At 45.2% G+C, this 19387-nt stretch carries 18 protein-coding genes; all 18 read left to right on the plus strand.

The genetic code is table 11. The features are described 5' to 3' along the window. Nucleotides 1-10 precede the first annotated feature (10 nt). The 18 genes from flgJ (at nucleotide 11) to fliJ (ending at nucleotide 19278) form a co-directional block, all read left to right on the plus strand. Nucleotides 11-1165 (plus strand): flagellar assembly peptidoglycan hydrolase FlgJ, encoded by a 1155-nt coding sequence (gene flgJ / locus FJD32_RS06965; RefSeq protein WP_140907821.1) that lies wholly within the window; start codon nucleotides 11-13, stop codon nucleotides 1163-1165. 40 nt (nucleotides 1166-1205) lie between these two features. Then, on the plus strand, nucleotides 1206-3131 hold the full coding sequence (gene flgK / locus FJD32_RS06970) for a flagellar hook-associated protein FlgK (RefSeq protein WP_140907822.1): 1926 nt from the start codon (nucleotides 1206-1208) through the stop codon (nucleotides 3129-3131). An 11-nt stretch (nucleotides 3132-3142) separates the two neighbouring features. Further along, a complete protein-coding gene (gene flgL, locus FJD32_RS06975) occupies nucleotides 3143-4354 on the plus strand; it encodes a flagellar hook-associated protein FlgL (RefSeq protein WP_069453238.1) in 1212 nt (403 codons plus the stop codon). A gap of 94 nt (nucleotides 4355-4448) precedes the next feature. Next, nucleotides 4449-5276: a flagellin gene (locus tag FJD32_RS06980; RefSeq protein ID WP_086903734.1), complete on the plus strand. Its 828-nt coding sequence runs from the start codon at nucleotides 4449-4451 to the stop codon at nucleotides 5274-5276. A 256-nt stretch (nucleotides 5277-5532) separates the two neighbouring features. Beyond that, a complete protein-coding gene (locus FJD32_RS06985) occupies nucleotides 5533-6357 on the plus strand; it encodes a flagellin (protein ID WP_140907823.1) in 825 nt (274 codons plus the stop codon). 130 nt (nucleotides 6358-6487) lie between these two features. Then, a complete protein-coding gene (locus FJD32_RS06990; RefSeq protein ID WP_140907824.1) occupies nucleotides 6488-6874 on the plus strand; it encodes a flagellar protein FlaG in 387 nt (128 codons plus the stop codon). A 42-nt stretch (nucleotides 6875-6916) separates the two neighbouring features. Further along, nucleotides 6917-8287 carry a flagellar filament capping protein FliD gene (gene fliD, locus FJD32_RS06995; protein WP_140907825.1) on the plus strand — a complete coding sequence of 457 codons (1371 nt, stop codon included), beginning with the start codon at nucleotides 6917-6919 and terminating at the stop codon, nucleotides 8285-8287. An 18-nt stretch (nucleotides 8288-8305) separates the two neighbouring features. Further along, nucleotides 8306-8635 (plus strand): hypothetical protein, encoded by a 330-nt coding sequence (locus FJD32_RS07000; protein ID WP_011716410.1) that lies wholly within the window; start codon nucleotides 8306-8308, stop codon nucleotides 8633-8635. A 6-nt stretch (nucleotides 8636-8641) separates the two neighbouring features. Further along, the gene (gene fliS / locus FJD32_RS07005) at nucleotides 8642-9055 is read left to right on the plus strand and encodes a flagellar export chaperone FliS (protein ID WP_126512816.1); all 414 of its coding nucleotides are present in this window, start codon (nucleotides 8642-8644) and stop codon (nucleotides 9053-9055) included. Between the two features lie 286 nt (nucleotides 9056-9341). Beyond that, entirely contained in the window at nucleotides 9342-10775 is a 1434-nt protein-coding gene (locus FJD32_RS07010) for a sigma-54 dependent transcriptional regulator (protein ID WP_140907826.1), read from the plus strand. A 108-nt stretch (nucleotides 10776-10883) separates the two neighbouring features. Further along, nucleotides 10884-11966 carry an ATP-binding protein gene (locus FJD32_RS07015; protein ID WP_140907827.1) on the plus strand — a complete coding sequence of 361 codons (1083 nt, stop codon included), beginning with the start codon at nucleotides 10884-10886 and terminating at the stop codon, nucleotides 11964-11966. Further along, nucleotides 11959-13299 carry a sigma-54 dependent transcriptional regulator gene (locus FJD32_RS07020; protein WP_037420334.1) on the plus strand — a complete coding sequence of 447 codons (1341 nt, stop codon included), beginning with the start codon at nucleotides 11959-11961 and terminating at the stop codon, nucleotides 13297-13299. The genes FJD32_RS07015 and FJD32_RS07020 overlap by 8 nt, the downstream gene beginning before the upstream one ends. Before the next feature lie 176 nt (nucleotides 13300-13475). Next, nucleotides 13476-13814, plus strand: coding sequence for a flagellar hook-basal body complex protein FliE (fliE, locus tag FJD32_RS07025; RefSeq protein ID WP_011716415.1), 339 nt, complete (start codon nucleotides 13476-13478; stop codon nucleotides 13812-13814). A 44-nt stretch (nucleotides 13815-13858) separates the two neighbouring features. Continuing rightward, nucleotides 13859-15544, plus strand: coding sequence for a flagellar basal-body MS-ring/collar protein FliF (gene fliF, locus FJD32_RS07030; RefSeq protein ID WP_037420337.1), 1686 nt, complete (start codon nucleotides 13859-13861; stop codon nucleotides 15542-15544). Further along, complete coding sequence (fliG, locus tag FJD32_RS07035; RefSeq protein WP_205403033.1) at nucleotides 15537-16583, plus strand: flagellar motor switch protein FliG; 1047 nt, start codon at nucleotides 15537-15539, stop codon at nucleotides 16581-16583. Before fliF ends, fliG begins: the two co-directional genes overlap by 8 nt. Then, on the plus strand, nucleotides 16570-17517 hold the full coding sequence (fliH, locus tag FJD32_RS07040) for a flagellar assembly protein FliH (protein ID WP_069453230.1): 948 nt from the start codon (nucleotides 16570-16572) through the stop codon (nucleotides 17515-17517). Before fliG ends, fliH begins: the two co-directional genes overlap by 14 nt. Beyond that, nucleotides 17486-18823, plus strand: coding sequence for a flagellar protein export ATPase FliI (gene fliI, locus FJD32_RS07045; RefSeq protein WP_140907828.1), 1338 nt, complete (start codon nucleotides 17486-17488; stop codon nucleotides 18821-18823). Before fliH ends, fliI begins: the two co-directional genes overlap by 32 nt. Before the next feature lie 11 nt (nucleotides 18824-18834). Next, nucleotides 18835-19278 (plus strand): flagellar export protein FliJ, encoded by a 444-nt coding sequence (fliJ, locus tag FJD32_RS07050; RefSeq protein WP_047539527.1) that lies wholly within the window; start codon nucleotides 18835-18837, stop codon nucleotides 19276-19278. Nucleotides 19279-19387: the final 109 nt, after the last annotated feature.

The following is a 19387-nucleotide window of genomic DNA, read 5'->3' on the forward strand; positions in this document are numbered from 1 at the left end:
CGGGAAAATCATGGAAAAGCTTTCAAGTTCATCACATTTTCTTGATCTGGGCGGGCTCGATAACCTGCGCGCCCAGGCTCAGAAAGATGAAAAGGGCGCTTTGAAAAAAGTTGCCCAGCAATTTGAAGGCGTTTTTGTGCAAATGCTGATGAAGAGCATGCGTGATGCTAATGCGGTGTTTGAGTCTGACAGTCCCCTCAATAGTCAATACACCAAATTTTATGAGCAGATGCGGGATCAGCAATTATCCGTCGACTTATCGGATAAAGGTGTGCTGGGGCTGGCTGACATGATGGTGCAGCAGTTGTATCCTGAGTCAAGCCAGCTAACACCTGCATCGGTGCTACGTAATGATGGTGGCATGAAACTAGAACATGACGCTAAAGCCTTTAATATTCCTGTTCAAGCCCCATCGACTGCTGAAGCTATAAATAGCAACACTTCAGAACAAGCCGCACAAGGTGTACCTGCATCGATAGCGCGTCCAAATGTTGAATTTGAAAAGGCCGATGGTGTCACTTCTTCCTTAGACATTGACCGACCTGAACGCTTGTTGGCGATAGATACACCTAAGCCTACCTGGTCTGAGCAACCCTTATCACCGATAGAACCTGTTATCAGCGGCCAAATATTGCCGACAGTGGCATTTAGAGAAACGCAAAAGACGCTTAAGTTTGGTAGCCGTGAAGAATTTTTAGCGACGTTATATCCCCATGCCGAAAAAGCCGCTAAAGCCCTTGGCACTAAACCCGAAGTGTTATTGGCTCAATCGGCTCTCGAGACTGGTTGGGGGCAAAAAATTGTTCGCGGAAATAACGGCACTCCTAGCCATAACTTATTCAATATTAAAGCGGATCGTCGTTGGTTGGGTGATAAGGCTAACGTGAGTACCTTGGAGTTTGAGCAGGGTATTGCCGTTAGACAAAAAGCCGATTTCCGGGTTTACAACGATTTTGAGCATAGTTTTAACGATTTTGTTTCCTTTATTGCTGACGGTGAGCGCTATCAAGATGCCAAGAAAGTGGCAGCGTCACCGACTCAGTTTATCCGTGCATTGCAGGATGCGGGTTACGCTACCGATCCAAAATATGCTGAAAAAGTGATTAAAGTCATGCAGTCCATCAGTGAAGAGCTGAAATCGATACTGCAAGGAGAAGACAAATGATCATTCTTCATAAGACATTAATGTTGAGGAGTATCGGCTAATGGCTATCGATCTATTAAACATTGCCCGTACAGGGGTGCTCGCTTCTCAGTCGCAACTAGGGGTGACCAGTAATAACATTGCTAACGCCAATACCGCGGGTTATCACCGACAAGTGGCAACCCAAACCACCTTAGATTCTCAACGTCTTGGAAATGGTTTTTACGGTACTGGGACATATGTGTCTGATGTAAAACGTATTTATAATGACTATGCCTCGCGCGAACTGCGTATTGGCCAAACGACCCTGAGTGCGGCTGAGGCTAGCTATGGCAAGCTTAGTGAGCTGGACCAAATTTTCTCCCAAATTGGTAAAGTGATACCACAGAGCTTGAACGATTTGTTTGCAGGCTTAAATAGCTTGGCAGACTTACCTGCTGATTTAGGTATTCGTAGCTCAACCTTAAATGATGCCAAACAACTGGCAAATAGCTTGAATCAAATGCAGTCAACCTTGAACGGGCAGCTAAATCAAACCAATGATCAAATCACTGGGATGACTAAGCGCATTAATGAGATCAGCACTGAACTTGCTAATCTCAATCTTGAGTTGATGAAATCGCCTAATCAAGATCCGATTTTATTAGATAAGCAAGACGCGCTTGTGCAAGAGTTAAGTCAGTATGCGCAGGTGAATGTGATCCCCTTGGATAATGGGGCAAAGAGCATCATGTTAGGCGGTTCTATCATGTTGGTTTCGGGGGAAGTGGCGATGTCGATGAGCACGACGACGGGCGATCCCTTCCCCTACGAATTGCAATTGGTATCGACCGTTGGCTCACAAAGCGTAAAAGCCGATCCTAGCAAGTTAGGAGGGCAGTTGGGGGCATTGTTTGAATACCGTGACCAAACCTTGATGCCTGCGAGCTTAGAGCTTGATCAATTGGCCTTAGGGGTTGCAGACAGCTTTAATAAACTGCAAGCGCAAGGATTTGATCTTAATGGTCAAGTTGGCGCAAATATGTTCAAAGATATTAACGATCCTCTAATGTCCTTAGGCCGTGTTGCTGGTCTTTCTGGTAATACAGGTAACGCGACCTTAGGCGTCAATATTGATGATACCAGTACCTTAACGGGTGGCTCATATGAGCTGTCGTTTACGGCGCCGTCGACCTATCAACTTAGAGATACGCAAACCGGCGCGATAACGCCGCTTACTTTAAACGGCACTAAGTTAGAAGGCGGTGCTGGATTTTCAATCGATATTAAAGCTGGGGCGATGGCTTCAGGTGATCGCTTTGTTATTCGCCCTACTGCGGGCGCCGCTAACGGCATTACCGTTGAAATGACGGATCCAAAAGGCATTGCCGCCGCTTCGCCTAAAATAACCGCTGATGCAGCGAACTCAGGTAATACCCAAGTTAAGTTGACGCAAATTACGAATCGCAGTGCAGCCAATTTTCCTATTACTGGCAGTGAATTGACGATCCAGCTCGATACCACCGCGATACCTCCAACCTATGAAGCATTTGATGCCTCCGGAACCTCCCTTGGCGCTGCCGCTCCTTATACTCCCCCAAGTATAAGTGCCTTTGGTTTTACCTTTGAAGTTGATAGTACCGCAGCCGCCAGTAATGACAGATTTACCTTTAACCTAGCCTTTGCTGAAGGCGACAACTCTAACGCCGTTGCTATGGCCAAATTGAGTGAAAGTAAAGTGATGAATGGGGGGAAGTCAACCTTAGCGGATGTATTTGAAAATACAAAAATTGACATAGGCAGTAAGACAAAAGCGGCCGAAGTGCGTGTAGGGTCTGCAGAGGCTATTTACCAACAAGCCTATGCCAGAGTAGAAAGCGAATCGGGCGTCAACTTAGATGAAGAAGCCGCCAATTTAATGCGTTTTCAACAAGCTTATCAAGCCTCAGCCCGTATCATGACTACGGCACAACAAATTTTTGACACCCTATTAACTTCAGTGCGTTAGGAGATTTAATCATGCGACTATCATCCGCGCAGATCTTTAATCAAAGCATTACGAGTGTACTGCAAAAGCAAACGGCAACTAGCAAGATCCTCGAACAGCTCAGTAGTGGCAAAAAAGTCAATACTGCAGGTGATGATCCTGTCGCGGCGCTAGGTATCGATAACCTGAATCAACGCAATGCCTTAGTCGATCAATTTATGAAGAATATTGACTACGCGACTAATCGATTAGCAGTAACTGAAAGTAAGTTGGGGAGTGCCGAAAATCTGGCATCTTCCATACGTGAACAAGTTATGCGAGCGGTAAACGGCACTCTCGCGGATTCTGAGCGGCAAATGATTGCCGATGAAATGAAAGGCAGCTTAGAAGAACTCTTATCTATTGCCAATAGTAAGGATGAATCTGGCAATTATATGTTTTCTGGCTACAGCACTGATAAAGAGCCTTTTGCTTTCGATAACTCTACACCACCCAAAATAGTTTATAGCGGTGATTCTGGCATTCGAAATAGTTTAGTGCAGTCTGGCGTTGCACTAGGAACTAATGTCCCTGGCGACACCGCTTTTATGAAAGCCCCCAATGGACTTGGCGATTATAGTGTCAATTATTTGGCCAGCCAGCAGGGCGAGTTTAGTGTTAAAACGGCGAAGATTGCTGATCCAGCAACTTATCTAGCTGATACATATACATTTAATTTTTCAGATAATGGTTCTGGTGGAACCAATTTACAAGTACTTGATTCAGCCAATAATCCAGTGGCGAACATTGCTAATTTTGATGCGGCAACCCCTGTAAGTTTTAATGGTATTGAAGTCAACATTTCTGGAAAACCCAGCGCTGGCGATAGTTTCACCATGGAGCCACAGTCTGAAGTCAGCATTTTCGATACAATCAGTCGTGCGATCGCATTAATTGAAGATCCTAATTCAGCTAACACACCTCAAGGTCGATCTCAGTTGGCACAGATATTGAATGACATCGATAGTGGCGTCAATCAGATCAGTTCTGCCAGAAGTGTGGCGGGGAATAATCTGAAAGCCGTTGAAAGCTACAAAGATACTCACATCGAGGAACAAGTGTTGAATACATCTGCTCTTTCTCTACTTGAGGATCTTGATTACGCGTCAGCGATTACGGAATTTGCAAAGCAGCAGCTTGCATTGAACGCAGTCTCTAGCGTGTTTAGTAAGGTGGGTTCTGTTTCCCTGTTTGACTTTATTTAACAGAAAGCAAAGACCTATCCATCTGTAAGATAAATTGTTAAAAATTTAGCCAAGCTCCAAGCCTTGGCAGTATAACTAGGAAGAGGAACTCAACATGGCTATTACAGTTAATACCAACGTGACTTCGATGAAGGCACAGAAAAATTTAAATACCTCCAGTAGTGGTTTAGCAACCTCTATGGAACGTCTATCGAGCGGTCTGCGTATTAACAGTGCGAAAGATGACGCTGCGGGTTTAGCAATTTCAAACCGTTTAAACAGCCAGGTTCGTGGCTTGGAAGTCGGTATGCGTAACGCAAACGATGCAATTTCTATTGCCCAAATTGCTGAAGGTGCAATGCAAGAGCAAACTAACATGTTACAGCGTATGCGTGACTTGACCGTACAAGCAGAAAATGGTGCGAACTCAACTTCTGATATTGATGCAATTAAATCAGAAATTGATGCATTAGCCTCTGAAATCTCAGCAATTGCAAACTCTACAGCATTTGGTAACACTAAATTACTGGATGGTTCATTTTCTACTGGTAAGACATTCCAAGTGGGGCACCAGAATAAAGAGGATATTACGGTTTCTGTGTCTAAAGTGACTGCAAGTGCTCTAAAGGTGCAGGCTTCGGATGTTAAGGTTTCTACTGCAGCCCAGAGAAGTACTTCACTAACAAATATTGATGCAGCAATTAAAGCCATTGATAAGCAAAGATCAAACTTGGGTGCGATTCAGAATAGGTTAGCTTATAACATTAGTAATAGTGCTAATACTCAAGCTAACGTTGCCGATGCGAAGAGCCGTATTGTGGATGTTGACTTTGCGAAAGAAACGTCAGTTATGACTAAGAACCAAGTACTGCAACAGACTGGGTCTGCGATGCTCGCTCAAGCAAACCAATTACCACAAGTGGCGTTGTCATTGTTGGGCTAAGCTTAAGTTAGCGTATCTTTTGTAGAGTACTTTTGCCTACTTTTTCTAGCTACGATTAGAAAAGTAGGCAAAGTTTTTAATTGAAAAGCTTTATCTTTATGAAAAAAAAGATTTTTTTATAAACATAAAAATTTTTTAAAAATAATACTAAAGATAAAAAAAAGATGGCCGTTAAATATACTGTAACCACTAAGACCCGCCTGGCTTAAGCAGACAGGCAAGTTTAGATAAAGCCAGGTATAAAGAGGAAACAATCATGGCCATTACAGTAAACACAAACGTTACATCTTTGAAAGCACAGAAAAACCTAAATACTTCAGCAAGCGGCTTGGCCACCTCCATGGAACGTTTATCCAGTGGTCTGCGTATTAACGGTGCAAAGGACGATGCGGCTGGTTTAGCCATTTCTAACCGTTTAAATAGCCAAGTCCGTGGTTTGGACGTAGGCATGCGTAACGCAAACGATGCAATCTCAATTGCCCAAATTGCTGAAGGTGCGATGCAAGAACAAACTAATATGTTGCAACGTATGCGTGATCTGACTATTCAGTCTGAAAACGGTTCAAATTCTACATCCGATCTTGATGCGATAAAATCAGAGCTGGACGCGCTTGCAACTGAGATTACTGCTATTGCTAATACAACAGCATTTGGTAACACTAAGTTACTGGATGGTTCATTTGCTACTGGTAAGACATTCCAAGTGGGACACCAGAATAAAGAGGATATAGCGGTTTCTGTGTCTAAAGTGACTGCAAGTGCTCTAAATGTACAGGCTTCGGATGTTAAGGTTTCTACTGCAGCCCAGAGAAGTACTTCACTAACAAATATTGATGCAGCAATTAAGTCAATTGATAACCAAAGGGCAAAATTAGGTGCTATACAAAACCGTTTAGCTTACAACATCAGCAATAGTGCTAATACGCAAGCTAACGTTGCTGATGCGAAGAGCCGTATTGTAGACGTTGACTTTGCGAAAGAAACATCGCAAATGACCAAGAACCAAGTGTTACAACAAACGGGTTCTGCGATGTTGGCACAAGCTAACCAATTACCTCAAGTGGCCTTATCACTACTTTAATAACATACTGAAGTATAAGGCTCTAAGGGAGGTTCGGCGACGGATCTCCCTTTGCCACATAAATGGTCATTAAAGTTATAGTGTTTGTTAGGCAGTTAAAGACAAATGCTTAAGATGGTGAGGTATCGCTATGGATATTAATATAGCAAGCACATCAATGGCGGCTTCAAACCGTGTTGATTTGGCTCAAGTACCACTGAAAACACCTACGGCGGATGTTGAATTAAAACGCGATGCTGCCGTATCTGCGGTTGAACAGTCTACAGAGCAAAGTGCGGCAGAGAATGAACAAAATCCCGGAAAGTTAACTCAAGTGGTATCTGAGCTTTCTGATATGATGTCTATGATGCGTAAAGGGCTTGCATTTAAAGTTGATGAAAACTCAGGGCAAGCGGTAGTGACAGTCTTGGATAGAGATACTGGCGATGTCATAAGACAGATGCCGAGCGAGGAAGCGCTGAAATTAGCGGAAAAACTGTCAGAAGTGACAGGTCTGTTGATGAAAACAGAGGCTTAAGTCTCACATTGTGATTTATCCGTTGATGAGAGAGAGGTATTTATGGCATTAACAGCGACAGGTATGGGTTCGGGTTTAGATGTTGCTAACATTGTAAAAGTATTAGTGGATGCTGAAAAAACTCCTAAAGAAGCAATGTTTAAAGCACAAGAAGATAGCATTAAAGCTGAGGTTTCTGCTATGGGAACCTTAAAAAGCGCACTGACGACATTTCAGGATGCCGTAAAAAAATTACAAACCGGTGAGGCTTTAAATCAACGCAAAATATCCGTTAGTAATAGTACATATTTAACTGCAACTGCTGATAAAACAGCTCAAACAGGTAGTTATGCTATTAAAGTTGAACAGCTCGCTGTCAATCATAAAATTGCTGGAACGAATGTAACTGATCCTGCATTAGGTGTCGGTGAGGGGAGTCTAGCTTTTGGGGTCAATGGTAATAATTTTTCCGTGGACGTATCGGCAACGGATTCTCTTGATGCGATAGCGAAAAAAGTCAATGAAGCACCCGATAATGTCGGTGTCACTGCCACCGTTATAACCAGTGACGCCGGAAGTCGATTAGTTTTTAGTTCCGATAAATCTGGCGAAGATAACCAAATCAGCATCACGGCTACAGATACCACAGGCTCTGGCCTTAGCAATATGTTTGATGCAATGAATACCACAACGCTTCAAGATGCAAAAAATGCTGTCCTCTACATTGATAATCAAAAAGTCACCTCGCAAACTAATGAAGTTAAGAATGCGATTACAGGTGTGACTTTACAGTTAACAGATGCTGATCTTACTAAAACCACTTCACTCAAAATAGAACAAGATAACGATGCAGTTAAAACAAACGTTAAGGCATTTGTTGATGCCTACAATAGCTTAGTTACAACGGTCGATAAGCTGTCATCCTACGATCAAGATACAAATACTGCAGCGGCATTGCAGGGCGACTCGATGATCCGTTCGATTGAATCACAACTCCGTAGTATTGCGAGCGAACGAGTGCCTACCGAAGATGGTGGTTCTATAGCTTTGTATGATATAGGTATCACAACAGATAGATATGGTAAGTTATCTATTGATGATACTAAGCTTGATAAAGTGCTTTCTGAGGATATGTCTAGTGTTGAAGCTCTCTTTGCTACACCAGAAAAAGGCTTAGCTAATCGGTTTTACGATGTTTCTGAAAGCTATGTTAAATCCCGAGGCGTGATTGCAGATAGAGAGACAAGTTATACTAATCAGCAAAGTAGGTTAGCAGAACAAAGAGAAGCTTTTACTCTTAAAATGGACCAGTTAACTGCCCGTTTAACAAAACAGTTTAATGCAATGGATCTTGTCGTAGGACAACTTAACCAGCAGAGTAGTGGTTTACTTGCTAGTTTAAACTCGCTTCCTGGAGTAGTTAAAAAGAGTTAGTAAGTAAGGAAACGTCTAGTGAAACAACTTAATGAACTTAATGAACTTAATATAACGCTCAGCGACACATTGAATCAGTTAACTCGCATCCCCGCAGAATATCCTCAAACTGACGAGTTGGTGTCAAATTTGCAGGTACTCGTTGGAGAGCGTCAACTTTTACTCAATGTATTAGTGGCTGATGCTAGCATGACGGACGCTGATTATCTTCAGTGTCAGCTTGACCTCACTAAAGAGTTCACTATTAAGGCAAATCACATCATGGCGGACAGGCAAGCATTATTACATGCGGGCAGTAAGAATAAGCGCCAGATTAGTGTTTACGAGACAATAGATTCAAACAGGTAGGTATTTATGAGAGGATCGCTGCAATCATATCGTAAGGTTTCGTTAGAAAGTGAGATCACTGTAGCTTCACCGCATCGAATCATTCAGTTAATGTTTGCTGGAGCGCTGCAACGTTTGGCACAAAGCCGTTACGCTATTGAGCAAAATGATTTGGCCAATAAAGGTATTTATATTAATAAAGCTATCGGTATTATTACTGGTTTAAGTAATAGTTTGAACATGGATGCCGGTGGGCAAATAGCAAAGAATTTAAGCGAGCTCTATGATTTCATGCTGCGCAAAATTTCAGAAGCTAACTTGAATAATGATGTGAAAGCAATAGATGATGTGTGCGATATTTTACGAACCATCAAAGAAGGGTGGGATGCCATCCCTATAGATAAACACAATATCTCTTCCCATACTGAAGAAGCTCGTTAACCCTACTTTTAAGTAATGAAAAAGACGCACCCTAAAGTGCGTCTTTTTTGTCTTGTGTCAATTAATTGACCTTTTTAGCTAGAATCATAGCTTAAATGAACTAAAATCAATTCAGTTTGGCAGAATCGGCATTCGAGGCTTGCTTCTCGACTGCTGATAATACAATATTCATCACAGTAGTGATGGTGGCACAGATTGTTACATTGAATTTGTTAAGCTTTTACAGCAACTAATCATAAATAATTAATGCGAATTGATACCTAATTAGCGCTTTACGGCCTACTGAATGATGCAAACAGATCAACGAATTTTACTTGTCGGAACCCCATCAGAGCGCTTAAGTCGCCTGTGTTGCATTTTTGAATTTTTGGGTGAGCAGATTGAAATCGTCGCCATCGAAAAGTTAAGTATTTGTCTGCAAGATACCCGGTTCCGCGCTTTAGTGGTCAGTGCTGATAATATGCCTGCTGATGCACTCAAGTCACTTGCGAGTCAGTACCCATGGCAACCCATTTTGTTATTTGGCAATGTAGATGATCTGCAAGTGTCGAATGTGCTGGGTCAGATTGAAGAGCCACTAAACTACCCACAACTAACTGAACTCCTGCATTTTTGTCAGGTTTATGGGCAAGTCAAACGTCCACAAGTCCCAACCAGTGCAAATCAAACCAAACTGTTTCGTAGCTTAGTGGGTCGTAGTGAAGGCATTGCCAATGTGCGTCACTTGATTAGCCAAGTCGCCACCTCTGATGCCACTGTATTAGTCCTGGGTCAGTCGGGGACGGGTAAGGAAGTGGTTGCTCGGAACATTCATTATTTATCTGAGCGCCGAGATGGTCCTTTTATTCCGGTTAACTGTGGCGCGATTCCGCCTGAGTTATTGGAGAGTGAATTATTTGGCCATGAAAAGGGCTCTTTTACTGGGGCAATTAGTTCTCGTAAGGGCCGTTTCGAACTTGCCGAAGGTGGCACACTGTTTCTTGATGAAATTGGTGATATGCCCTTACAGATGCAAGTTAAATTGCTACGTGTGTTGCAAGAGCGAGTTTTTGAACGAGTGGGTGGAACTAAGACAATTAACGTCGATGTTCGAGTCGTCGCGGCTACCCATAGGGATCTAGAGAGCATGATCAGCAGCAATGAGTTCCGTGAAGATCTTTATTACCGCCTCAACGTTTTCCCGATTGAGATGCCTGCGCTAAGCGACCGCAAGGATGACGTTCCTCTGCTGTTGCAAGAGTTGGTAAGCCGAGTCTATAACGAAGGACGTGGCAAAGTTCGCTTTACCCAACGTGCGATTGAATCGTTAAAAGAACACGCTTGGTCGGGTAACGTCCGGGAATTATCTAACCTTGTTGAACGCCTAACGATTTTATATCCGGGCGGTTTGGTCGATGTGAACGACTTACCGATAAAGTATCGTCATATTGATGTGCCTGAGTATAGTGTCGAACTCAGTGAAGAGCAGCAAGAACGTGATGCGCTGGCATCTATCTTCACCAGTGAAGAGCCGGTTGAAATCCCTGAAACCCGTTTCCCGAGTGAATTACCGCCAGAAGGGGTCAACCTTAAGGATCTGCTGGCTGAGCTTGAAATCGACATGATCCGTCAAGCGTTAGAGCAGCAGGATAACGTCGTTGCGCGCGCAGCAGAAATGCTCGGTATTCGTCGTACTACTTTGGTTGAAAAAATGCGTAAGTACGGAATGACGAAAGAATAGTCATATTCACGTTGTTTATCTTATTGTTTTACCTATCTAAATTCATTTCTTAATTTGGCATAGAATCTGCAAACACTCCGTCAGAAGCAATTTTTTGACGGAGTGACTATGTCAGCCCATCCACTAGCGCAACTTGAAACATTCAAGCACACTAGCAAACAATGGAACCAACTGCGTGAGGCCGCCAATATGTCCAATCGGATGGAGCATATTTTACAGGCTATGCCCTCTGGCGTGGTGATTTTGAACGGTGACGGTATTGTTACTGATGCAAACCCTGTTGCCGTGGAATTGCTGGAGCAGCCGTTATGTGGCGCCCGCTGGATTGATGTGATCCATACGGCGTTTGCGCCACAGGATGATGATGGTCATGAAGTCTCATTACGCAATGGCCGCCGAGTCAAATTTGCGATTACCCCATTAACGCCCGAACCAGGCCAATTAATTGTGCTGACGGATCTAACCGAAACTCGTCTACTGCAAAAGAATCTTTCCCATCTGCAGCGTCTGTCAGCCCTCGGCAAAATGGTCGCGACGCTGGCGCATCAAGTGCGTACGCCACTGTCGGCGGCACTGCTCTATGCTGCGAATCTGGCCAGTCCTAAACTATCGGAATCTGCTAAGGCAAAATTTCAGCAGAAGTTAGTGGATAGACTCAATGAGCTTGAACGCCAAGTTAACGATATGCTGCTGATGGCCAAAGGGCGGCAGGATGAATTGGGTGAGTTAGTTAACCTTGATGAGGTGATCAATACTGTCATTGCGAACTGTGAGCCGATTGTGGCTCAGCGCGGCGCAGCATTGACTGTCACCAATGCGTCCAACGGTTTAATGCTGGCGAATGTGAACGCGCTCAGTTCAGCCGTGAATAATCTGGTGATGAACAGTCTTGAAGCAGGGGCAACGCAGATCCAAATCGTTGCTAATGATAGCAATGAACAGTTACATCTCAATGTCATCGATAATGGCAAAGGATTGGATGCCAAAATGCAGCAAAAAGTGCTGGAACCTTTCTTTACCACTAAAGCTCAGGGGACAGGTTTAGGCTTAGCCGTTGTGCAGTCAGTGGTTCGCAATCATGGCGGACAAATCCAATTGAGTTGTATGCCTAATAAAGGTTGTACTGTGTCGCTAACCTTCCCGCAGGCGAAATCGGCTGCAGTATTGCTGCTGGAGAAACCCTATGTCTGAAGCCAAATTACTCTTAGTCGAAGACGATGCGTCCCTGCGTGAGGCTTTGCTCGATACTTTAATGTTGGCGCAATACGACTGCATCGATGTGGCCTCCGGCGAGGAAGCCATTATCGCATTGAAGCAACATCAGTTTGACTTAGTGATCAGCGATGTGCAGATGCAGGGCATTGGCGGCTTAGGCTTATTAAATTACTTACAGCAACATCACCCCAAGCTGCCAGTGTTGCTGATGACGGCATATGCCACCATTGGTAGTGCTGTCAGTGCAATTAAATTGGGCGCCGTCGATTATTTGGCTAAACCCTTTGCTCCAGAAGTATTGCTCAATCAAGTTTCCCGCTATTTACCACTCAAACAAAATAGCGATCAACCTGTAGTTGCCGATGAAAAGAGTCTTGCGCTCTTGTCTCTGGCACAGCGGGTGGCAGCATCCGATGCTTCTGTGATGATCCTTGGGCCAAGCGGCTCGGGTAAAGAAGTATTAGCCCGTTATATTCATCAACATAGCAGCCGTGCCGACCAAGCATTTGTGGCCATCAACTGTGCGGCCATCCCCGAGAATATGCTCGAGGCGACCTTATTTGGTTATGAAAAGGGCGCCTTTACCGGTGCTTATCAGGCATGCCCCGGTAAATTCGAACAAGCACAGGGCGGAACTTTATTACTCGATGAAATTTCAGAGATGGATTTAGGGTTACAGGCCAAACTGCTGCGCGTATTGCAAGAGCGTGAAGTAGAGCGGTTAGGCGGCCGTAAAACCATCAAGCTGGATGTGAGAGTGCTGGCAACCTCAAATCGTGATTTAAAAGCCGTGGTTGCCGCAGGGCAATTCCGGGAAGATCTCTATTATCGTATTAACGTGTTTCCACTGACGTGGCCTGCACTGAATCAACGCCCTGCGGATATTTTACCCTTAGCTCGGCATTTACTCACAAAACACGCAAAGGCACTGAGTATCATCGACGTACCCGAATTTGATGAGGCCGCATGCCGCCGTTTACTTGGCCATCGCTGGCCAGGTAATGTGCGAGAGCTCGATAACGTTGTGCAGCGAGCCTTGATTTTGCGATCAGGTACGGTGATTACTGCCAATGACATTATTATTGATGCTCAAGATGTGCCGTTATCATCCGATGATGCTGAATATTGCAGTGAGCCAGAGGGGTTAGGTGAAGAGTTAAAGGCGCAGGAACATGTGATCATTCTCGAAACCCTAGCGCAATGCCAAGGCAGCCGTAAGTTGGTTGCCGAAAAACTTGGGATCAGCGCACGCACCTTAAGATACAAGATGGCCAGAATGCGCGATATGGGGATTCAATTGCCTAACTAAGTCGAGTTTTGCAACCTTTCTAGCACCATTGCCACTGGTTACCCTTTGGCAATTTCATATCTGACGACTCCCTCAATTCTTTTTAACACGGCTGAGTAAAAACTTGGCCGTAGTTTTGCATATCCTCGTTATCTTGAGAGTTTAATCGTCAATAACTCGACGATGGGGAGCACGACATGCAAATTGGCGCGAATTCATTACTGCAAGAAATGCAGTCACTTCAAGGTGAAATCAAACCTTCTTTTGGGATTTCACCTAATAATATTGTGCAGCAAGTGAATAACACCAGTGGTGCTGACTTCGGCCAGCTACTTTCACAAGCCATTGGTAATGTGAGTGGTTTGCAGTCAACCTCATCTAACCTCTCGACTCGCTTAGAAATGGGTGATACCACCGTGAGCTTGTCTGATACTGTTATCGCCCGCGAAAAGGCCAGTGTTGCCTTTGAAGCCACTGTCCAAGTGCGCAATAAGCTCGTTGAAGCTTATAAAGAAATAATGAGCATGCCTGTTTAGGCCTTGAATAACGCAATTAGCAGGTACGAATCGTGAGCACAGAAATGATTGTCGGATCGAATGCCGGCGTAATGGACCAAGGGGTCCAACAGGAAAATAAATCCGGCGTGCTGGGGAGTCTCGGTGGCGTCGATATGATGCGTCAAATCACCATGATTTTAGCCCTCGCCATTTGTTTGGCGTTAGCCGTGTTTGTCATGATCTGGGCACAGGAGCCTGAGTACCGTCCATTGGGTAAAATGGAAACTCAGGAAATGGTGCAAGTACTCGATGTACTTGATAAAAACAAGATAAAATATCAGATCGAAGTTGATGTTGTTAAAGTGCCAGAAGATAAATACCAAGAAGTCAAAATGATGCTTAGCCGTGCAGGGGTTAATAGTCCTGCTGCATCGACCCAAGACTTTCTTACCCAAGACAGTGGTTTTGGTGTGAGCCAAAGAATGGAACAGGCTCGCCTCAAGCATAGCCAAGAAGAAAACCTTGCCCGCGCGATTGAACAGTTACAAAGCGTAAGCCGCGCTAAAGTGATTTTGGCACTCCCCAAAGAAAACGTATTTGCCCGTAATACTTCTCAGCCAAGTGCAACAGTTGTAATTAACACTCGCCGTGGTGGCTTAGGCCAAGGTGAAGTTGATGCCATCGTTGATATCGTCGCTTCTGCGGTTCAGGGCTTAGAGCCTTCACGCGTCACGGTAACCGATTCTAATGGTCGCTTACTAAACTCCGGTAGCCAAGATGGTGTTTCTGCTAGAGCTCGTCGTGAGCTTGAGTTGGTACAGCAAAAAGAAACCGAATACCGCACCAAGATTGATTCGATTTTATCGCCTATTCTCGGGCCTGATAATTTCACCTCCCAAGTGGACGTGAGCATGGATTTCACCGCCGTTGAACAAACGGCCAAACGGTTTAATCCAGATTTACCGTCACTACGCAGTGAAATGACGGTCGAGAATAACTCTACTGGTGGTTCGAGCGGGGGGATCCCTGGCGCATTATCGAACCAACCTCCGATGGAATCTAATATTCCTCAGGAGGCTGATAAAGCAACCGAAAGTGTTACCGCAGGTAACTCGCACCGCGAAGCCACTCGTAATTTTGAATTAGACACCACCATCAGCCATACCCGTCAGCAAATTGGCGTAGTGCGCCGCGTCAGTGTGTCTGTAGCCGTAGACTTTAAACCGGGCGCTGCGGGTGAAAATGGCCAAGTGGCACGCGTTGCCCGTACCGAACAAGAGCTGACGAATATCCGCCGTTTATTAGAAGGCGCGGTAGGCTTTAGCGCGCAGCGGGGTGATGTTTTAGAGGTAGTCACTGTTCCCTTTATGGATCAATTGGTTGAAGATGTACCTGCGCCTGAGCTTTGGGAACAGCCTTGGTTCTGGCGTGCAGTAAAGTTAGGTATTGGTGCCTTAGTTATCTTAGTGCTGATCCTTGCTGTGGTGCGCCCAATGCTCAAACGTTTAATCTATCCTGATAGCGTTAACATGCCAGACGATGCAAGATTGGGTAATGAGCTCGCCGAGATTGAGGATCAATATGCTGCTGACACCTTAGGGATGCTCAATACCAAAGAAGCAGAGTATAGTTATGCCGACGATGGCTCAATTCTTATCCCTAATCTGCATAAAGATGATGATATGATTAAAGCTATCCGTGCGCTTGTGGCCAATGAGCCCGAGCTTTCAACCCAAGTCGTGAAAAACTGGTTACAAGACAATGGCTGAGAATAAATCAAAAGACGCCGCTGAAACCTCAAGTTTCAATATTAAGGATCTCAGTGGCATCGAAAAAACGGCGATTTTACTGTTAAGTTTGAGTGAAGCCGATGCCGCCTCTATTTTAAAGCACTTAGAACCTAAACAAGTGCAAAAAGTGGGTATGGCAATGGCGGCCATGGAAGACTTTGGTCAGGAAAAAGTCATCGGGGTGCATAAGCTGTTTCTCGATGATATTCAAAAGTATTCTTCCATTGGCTTTAACAGCGAAGAGTTCGTTCGTAAGGCGTTAACGGCGGCTCTAGGTGAAGACAAAGCCGGTAATTTGATTGAACAAATTATCATGGGCAGCGGCGCCAAAGGTTTGGATTCCCTCAAATGGATGGATGCGCGCCAAGTCGCGACTATCATCCAAAACGAACATCCACAGATCCAAACCATTGTTTTATCGTATTTAGAGCCAGATCAAGCCGCAGAAATTTTCGGCCAGTTCCCTGAGAATACCCGCTTAGACTTAATGATGCGTATCGCCAATCTTGAAGAACTGCAACCAGCAGCATTGCAAGAATTAAACGACATCATGGAGAAACAATTCGCCGGCCAAGGTGGCGCGCAAGCAGCGAAGATGGGCGGCCTAAAGGCGGCGGCCAACATTATGAACTACCTCGATACCGGTGTCGAAAGTCAGTTAATGGAAACCATGCGCGAAACCGACGAGGAAATGGCGCAGCAGATCCAAGACTTGATGTTTGTATTTGAAAACCTTATCGATGTGGACGATCGTGGTATTCAAACCTTACTGCGTGAAGTGCAGCAGGATGTATTAATGAAGGCGCTGAAGGGCGCAGACGATCAGCTCAAAGATAAGATTTTAGGCAATATGTCGAAACGGGCAGCCGAGTTGCTGCGTGACGATTTAGAGGCGATGGGCCCAATACGGATCAGCGAAGTGGAAATCGCCCAAAAAGAAATTCTGTCAATTGCACGTCGGTTAAGTGACAGTGGTGAGATCATGTTAGGCGGCGGTGGTGGCGATGAGTTCCTCTAATCGGAGCGACAATAGCGACAATAAATTGTCCCACAGGGTGGTCAGCGACGCTGAGCTTGAGTTTAGCCATTGGCAATTGCCCGATGTGACAGAAGCCGAAGACGATAGTATTTCTAATCTATTCGGTTATAGCGCCCAACAAGTACCCAAAGCGGCAGTCATCGAAACGATTTCGCCGCCGACTATGGCAGAAATCGAAGATATTCGTGCTCAAGCCGAAGCTGAAGGTTTTGATGAGGGTAAAACGCAAGGCTATAGCGAGGGCCTAGAACAAGGTCGACTAGAAGGTCTTGAACAAGGCCATAAAGAAGGCTTTTCGCAGGGGCATGAACAGGGCTTAGAAGCAGGTCTTGCTGAAGCTAAATCATTGCTTTGCCGCTTTGAGGAGCTGTTAAGCCAATTTGAAAAACCACTGCAATTACTCGATGGCGACATTGAGCATTCTTTAATGACGCTCACTATGGCACTGGCGAAATCTGTGATTGGTCATGAACTCAAAACTCATCCCGAGCAAATCCTGTCCGCATTGCGTTTAGGGGTCGAATCTCTCCCGATTAAGGAACAAAGCGTCAACCTTCGTATGCATCCTGATGATGTTGCCTTGGTTGAAACCTTATATTCCAGTACCCAATTGAACCGTAATCAGTGGCAATTAGAGGCCGATCCTAGCTTAACGGTGGGGGATTGTATTATCAGTAGCCAACGCTCGTTGGTGGATTTAACCCTTTCCTCACGGATTGATGCCGTGTTTGAATCGCTGCGTAATCAGCAATCTCACTTAGCGTTACAGCAACAACAGCGACAAGCTGCTCTTGATGACGAAAATGCCGCTAAAATCGCCCCTAAATCAACACTGGACGATAATGAACTGTTAGCACAACCGCAAGCTGATGGAGAGCAAGATGCACAATCGCCGCCATCAACTGCTGAATAAACTGAATCATTGCATCAATAAAGTGCCCCCATTTCGCGCCGTTGCCTGTGGGCAATTAGTGCGCGTTGTCGGCTTAACCTTAGAGGCAAGTGGCTGTCGAGCACCCGTCGGTAGTTTGTGTTCTATTGAGACCATGGCTGGAGAGTTAATTGCCGAAGTCGTTGGTTTTGATGATGAATTATTATATCTCATGCCAATTGAAGAGCTGCGTGGCGTGTTACCTGGTGCGCGGGTTGTTCCCCTTGGAGAGCAGGCGGGTCTGAATGTGGGCTTATCCCTGTTAGGGCGCGTGCTCGACGGTAATGGTGTGCCGTTAGACGGCCTCGGCGCGTTATCTACTGAACAGCAGGCACCAAGACACAGTAACGCCATCAACCCACTTTCTCGCCGTGCGATCACTGAACCACTCGATGTGGGCGTACGCGCCATCAATGCCATGCTAACTGTTGGCAAGGGACAACGTATGGGCTTGTTTGCGGGCTCGGGTGTGGGTAAGAGTGTGCTGTTAGGTATGATGACCCGGGGCACGACCGCAGACATTATTGTGGTGGGGCTCGTTGGGGAGCGTGGCCGCGAAGTCAAAGAATTTATTGAAGAGATCCTAGGTGAAAAGGGCAGAGCGCGTTCTGTTGTGGTGGCGGCACCCGCCGATACTTCACCGCTGATGCGTCTTCGCGCCTGTGAAACCTCGACTCGTATCGCCGAGTATTTTCGAGATTTAGGTTATAACGTGTTGTTATTAATGGATAGTCTGACTCGTTACGCCCAAGCGCAGCGTGAGATTGCCTTGGCTGTCGGTGAACCTCCAGCCACTAAAGGCTATCCACCGTCGGTATTTGCTAAATTGCCGCGTCTGGTTGAACGGGCGGGCAATGGCGGTCCTGGACAGGGGTCTATCACCGCATTTTATACTGTGCTGACCGAGGGTGATGATCAACAGGACCCAATTGCTGATGCTTCTCGGGCTATCCTCGATGGCCATATTGTGCTTTCTCGATCGCTTGCTGATTCTGGGCACTATCCTGCCATTGATATTGAGGCTTCTATTAGCCGTGTGGCACCAATGGTGATTTCCAATGAACATCTTGAGGCCATGCGCCGCGTCAAGCAAACCTATTCCCTTTATCAGCAGAATAAGGATCTGATTTCGATTGGCGCTTATGCACAAGGGAGCGATCCTCGTATTGATAATGCGATACGTCTACAACCTGCAATGAACGCTTTTCTGCGGCAAACCATGCGTGATGCCTTTAGCTTTGCTGATAGTCAAATGTTGCTCGGGCAACTCGCTGCGCAATGTAAATAATTGAGGCCGTTATGGCGAATGCCGATCCCCTATTACTCGTATTAAAGTTAGCCCTCGATGCCGAGGAACAGGCTGCGCTGCTGCTAAAGTCGGCACAACTTGAGTGCCAAAAGCGCCAAAATCAGCTTGATGCGCTAAATAACTATCGCTTGGATTATATGAAGCAGATGCAGTCGCAGCAGGGGCAGGCCATTAGTGCGAGTCATTACCACCAATTCCATCGTTTTATTCGGCAAATCGATGAGGCTATTGCTCAGCAAAATCGTGTCGTAGCCGATGGTGAAAAGCAGAAACACTACCGTCAGCAGCACTGGCTAGAAAAACAAAAAAAACGTAAGGCTGTAGAACTACTGTTAGAAAATAAAGAGAAAAAGCGCCAAGTCATTGAGCTCAAAAAAGAGCAAAAAATGACGGATGAATTTGCTTCGCAGCAATTTTTCCGTCGTAAGAAGTAATTAACCAATCCGACAATCAATAATACTCGAATTTTTAATATCCATTTGTTGGCATTTTATTTGCTTGATTTATGCCAGATATAGCCAAAGCCGTATAAATTGACGTTTG

The sequence above is a fragment of the Shewanella sp. LC6 genome, from assembly GCF_006385735.2.
GTDB lineage: Bacteria > Pseudomonadota > Gammaproteobacteria > Enterobacterales > Shewanellaceae > Shewanella > Shewanella xiamenensis.

Bases quoted from the DNA above. Each gene is read 5' to 3' on its own strand.
- flgL (WP_069453238.1), top strand. From the start codon at position 3,143: ATGCGACTATCATCCGCGCAGATCTTTAATCAAAGCATTACGAGTGTA.
- fliH (WP_069453230.1), top strand. From the start codon at position 16,570: ATGAGTTCCTCTAATCGGAGCGACAATAGCGACAATAAATTGTCCCAC.
- flgJ (WP_140907821.1), top strand. From the start codon at position 11: ATGGAAAAGCTTTCAAGTTCATCACATTTTCTTGATCTGGGCGGGCTC.
- FJD32_RS07015 (WP_140907827.1), top strand. From the start codon at position 10,884: ATGTCAGCCCATCCACTAGCGCAACTTGAAACATTCAAGCACACTAGC.
- FJD32_RS07010 (WP_140907826.1), top strand. From the start codon at position 9,342: ATGATGCAAACAGATCAACGAATTTTACTTGTCGGAACCCCATCAGAG.
- fliE (WP_011716415.1), top strand. From the start codon at position 13,476: ATGCAAATTGGCGCGAATTCATTACTGCAAGAAATGCAGTCACTTCAA.
- fliF (WP_037420337.1), top strand. From the start codon at position 13,859: ATGATTGTCGGATCGAATGCCGGCGTAATGGACCAAGGGGTCCAACAG.
- fliG (WP_205403033.1), top strand. From the start codon at position 15,537: ATGGCTGAGAATAAATCAAAAGACGCCGCTGAAACCTCAAGTTTCAAT.
- fliS (WP_126512816.1), top strand. From the start codon at position 8,642: ATGAGAGGATCGCTGCAATCATATCGTAAGGTTTCGTTAGAAAGTGAG.
- FJD32_RS06985 (WP_140907823.1), top strand. From the start codon at position 5,533: ATGGCCATTACAGTAAACACAAACGTTACATCTTTGAAAGCACAGAAA.
- fliD (WP_140907825.1), top strand. From the start codon at position 6,917: ATGGCATTAACAGCGACAGGTATGGGTTCGGGTTTAGATGTTGCTAAC.
- FJD32_RS06990 (WP_140907824.1), top strand. From the start codon at position 6,488: ATGGATATTAATATAGCAAGCACATCAATGGCGGCTTCAAACCGTGTT.
- flgK (WP_140907822.1), top strand. From the start codon at position 1,206: ATGGCTATCGATCTATTAAACATTGCCCGTACAGGGGTGCTCGCTTCT.
- FJD32_RS07020 (WP_037420334.1), top strand. From the start codon at position 11,959: ATGTCTGAAGCCAAATTACTCTTAGTCGAAGACGATGCGTCCCTGCGT.
- FJD32_RS06980 (WP_086903734.1), top strand. From the start codon at position 4,449: ATGGCTATTACAGTTAATACCAACGTGACTTCGATGAAGGCACAGAAA.
- fliJ (WP_047539527.1), top strand. From the start codon at position 18,835: ATGGCGAATGCCGATCCCCTATTACTCGTATTAAAGTTAGCCCTCGAT.
- fliI (WP_140907828.1), top strand. From the start codon at position 17,486: ATGCACAATCGCCGCCATCAACTGCTGAATAAACTGAATCATTGCATC.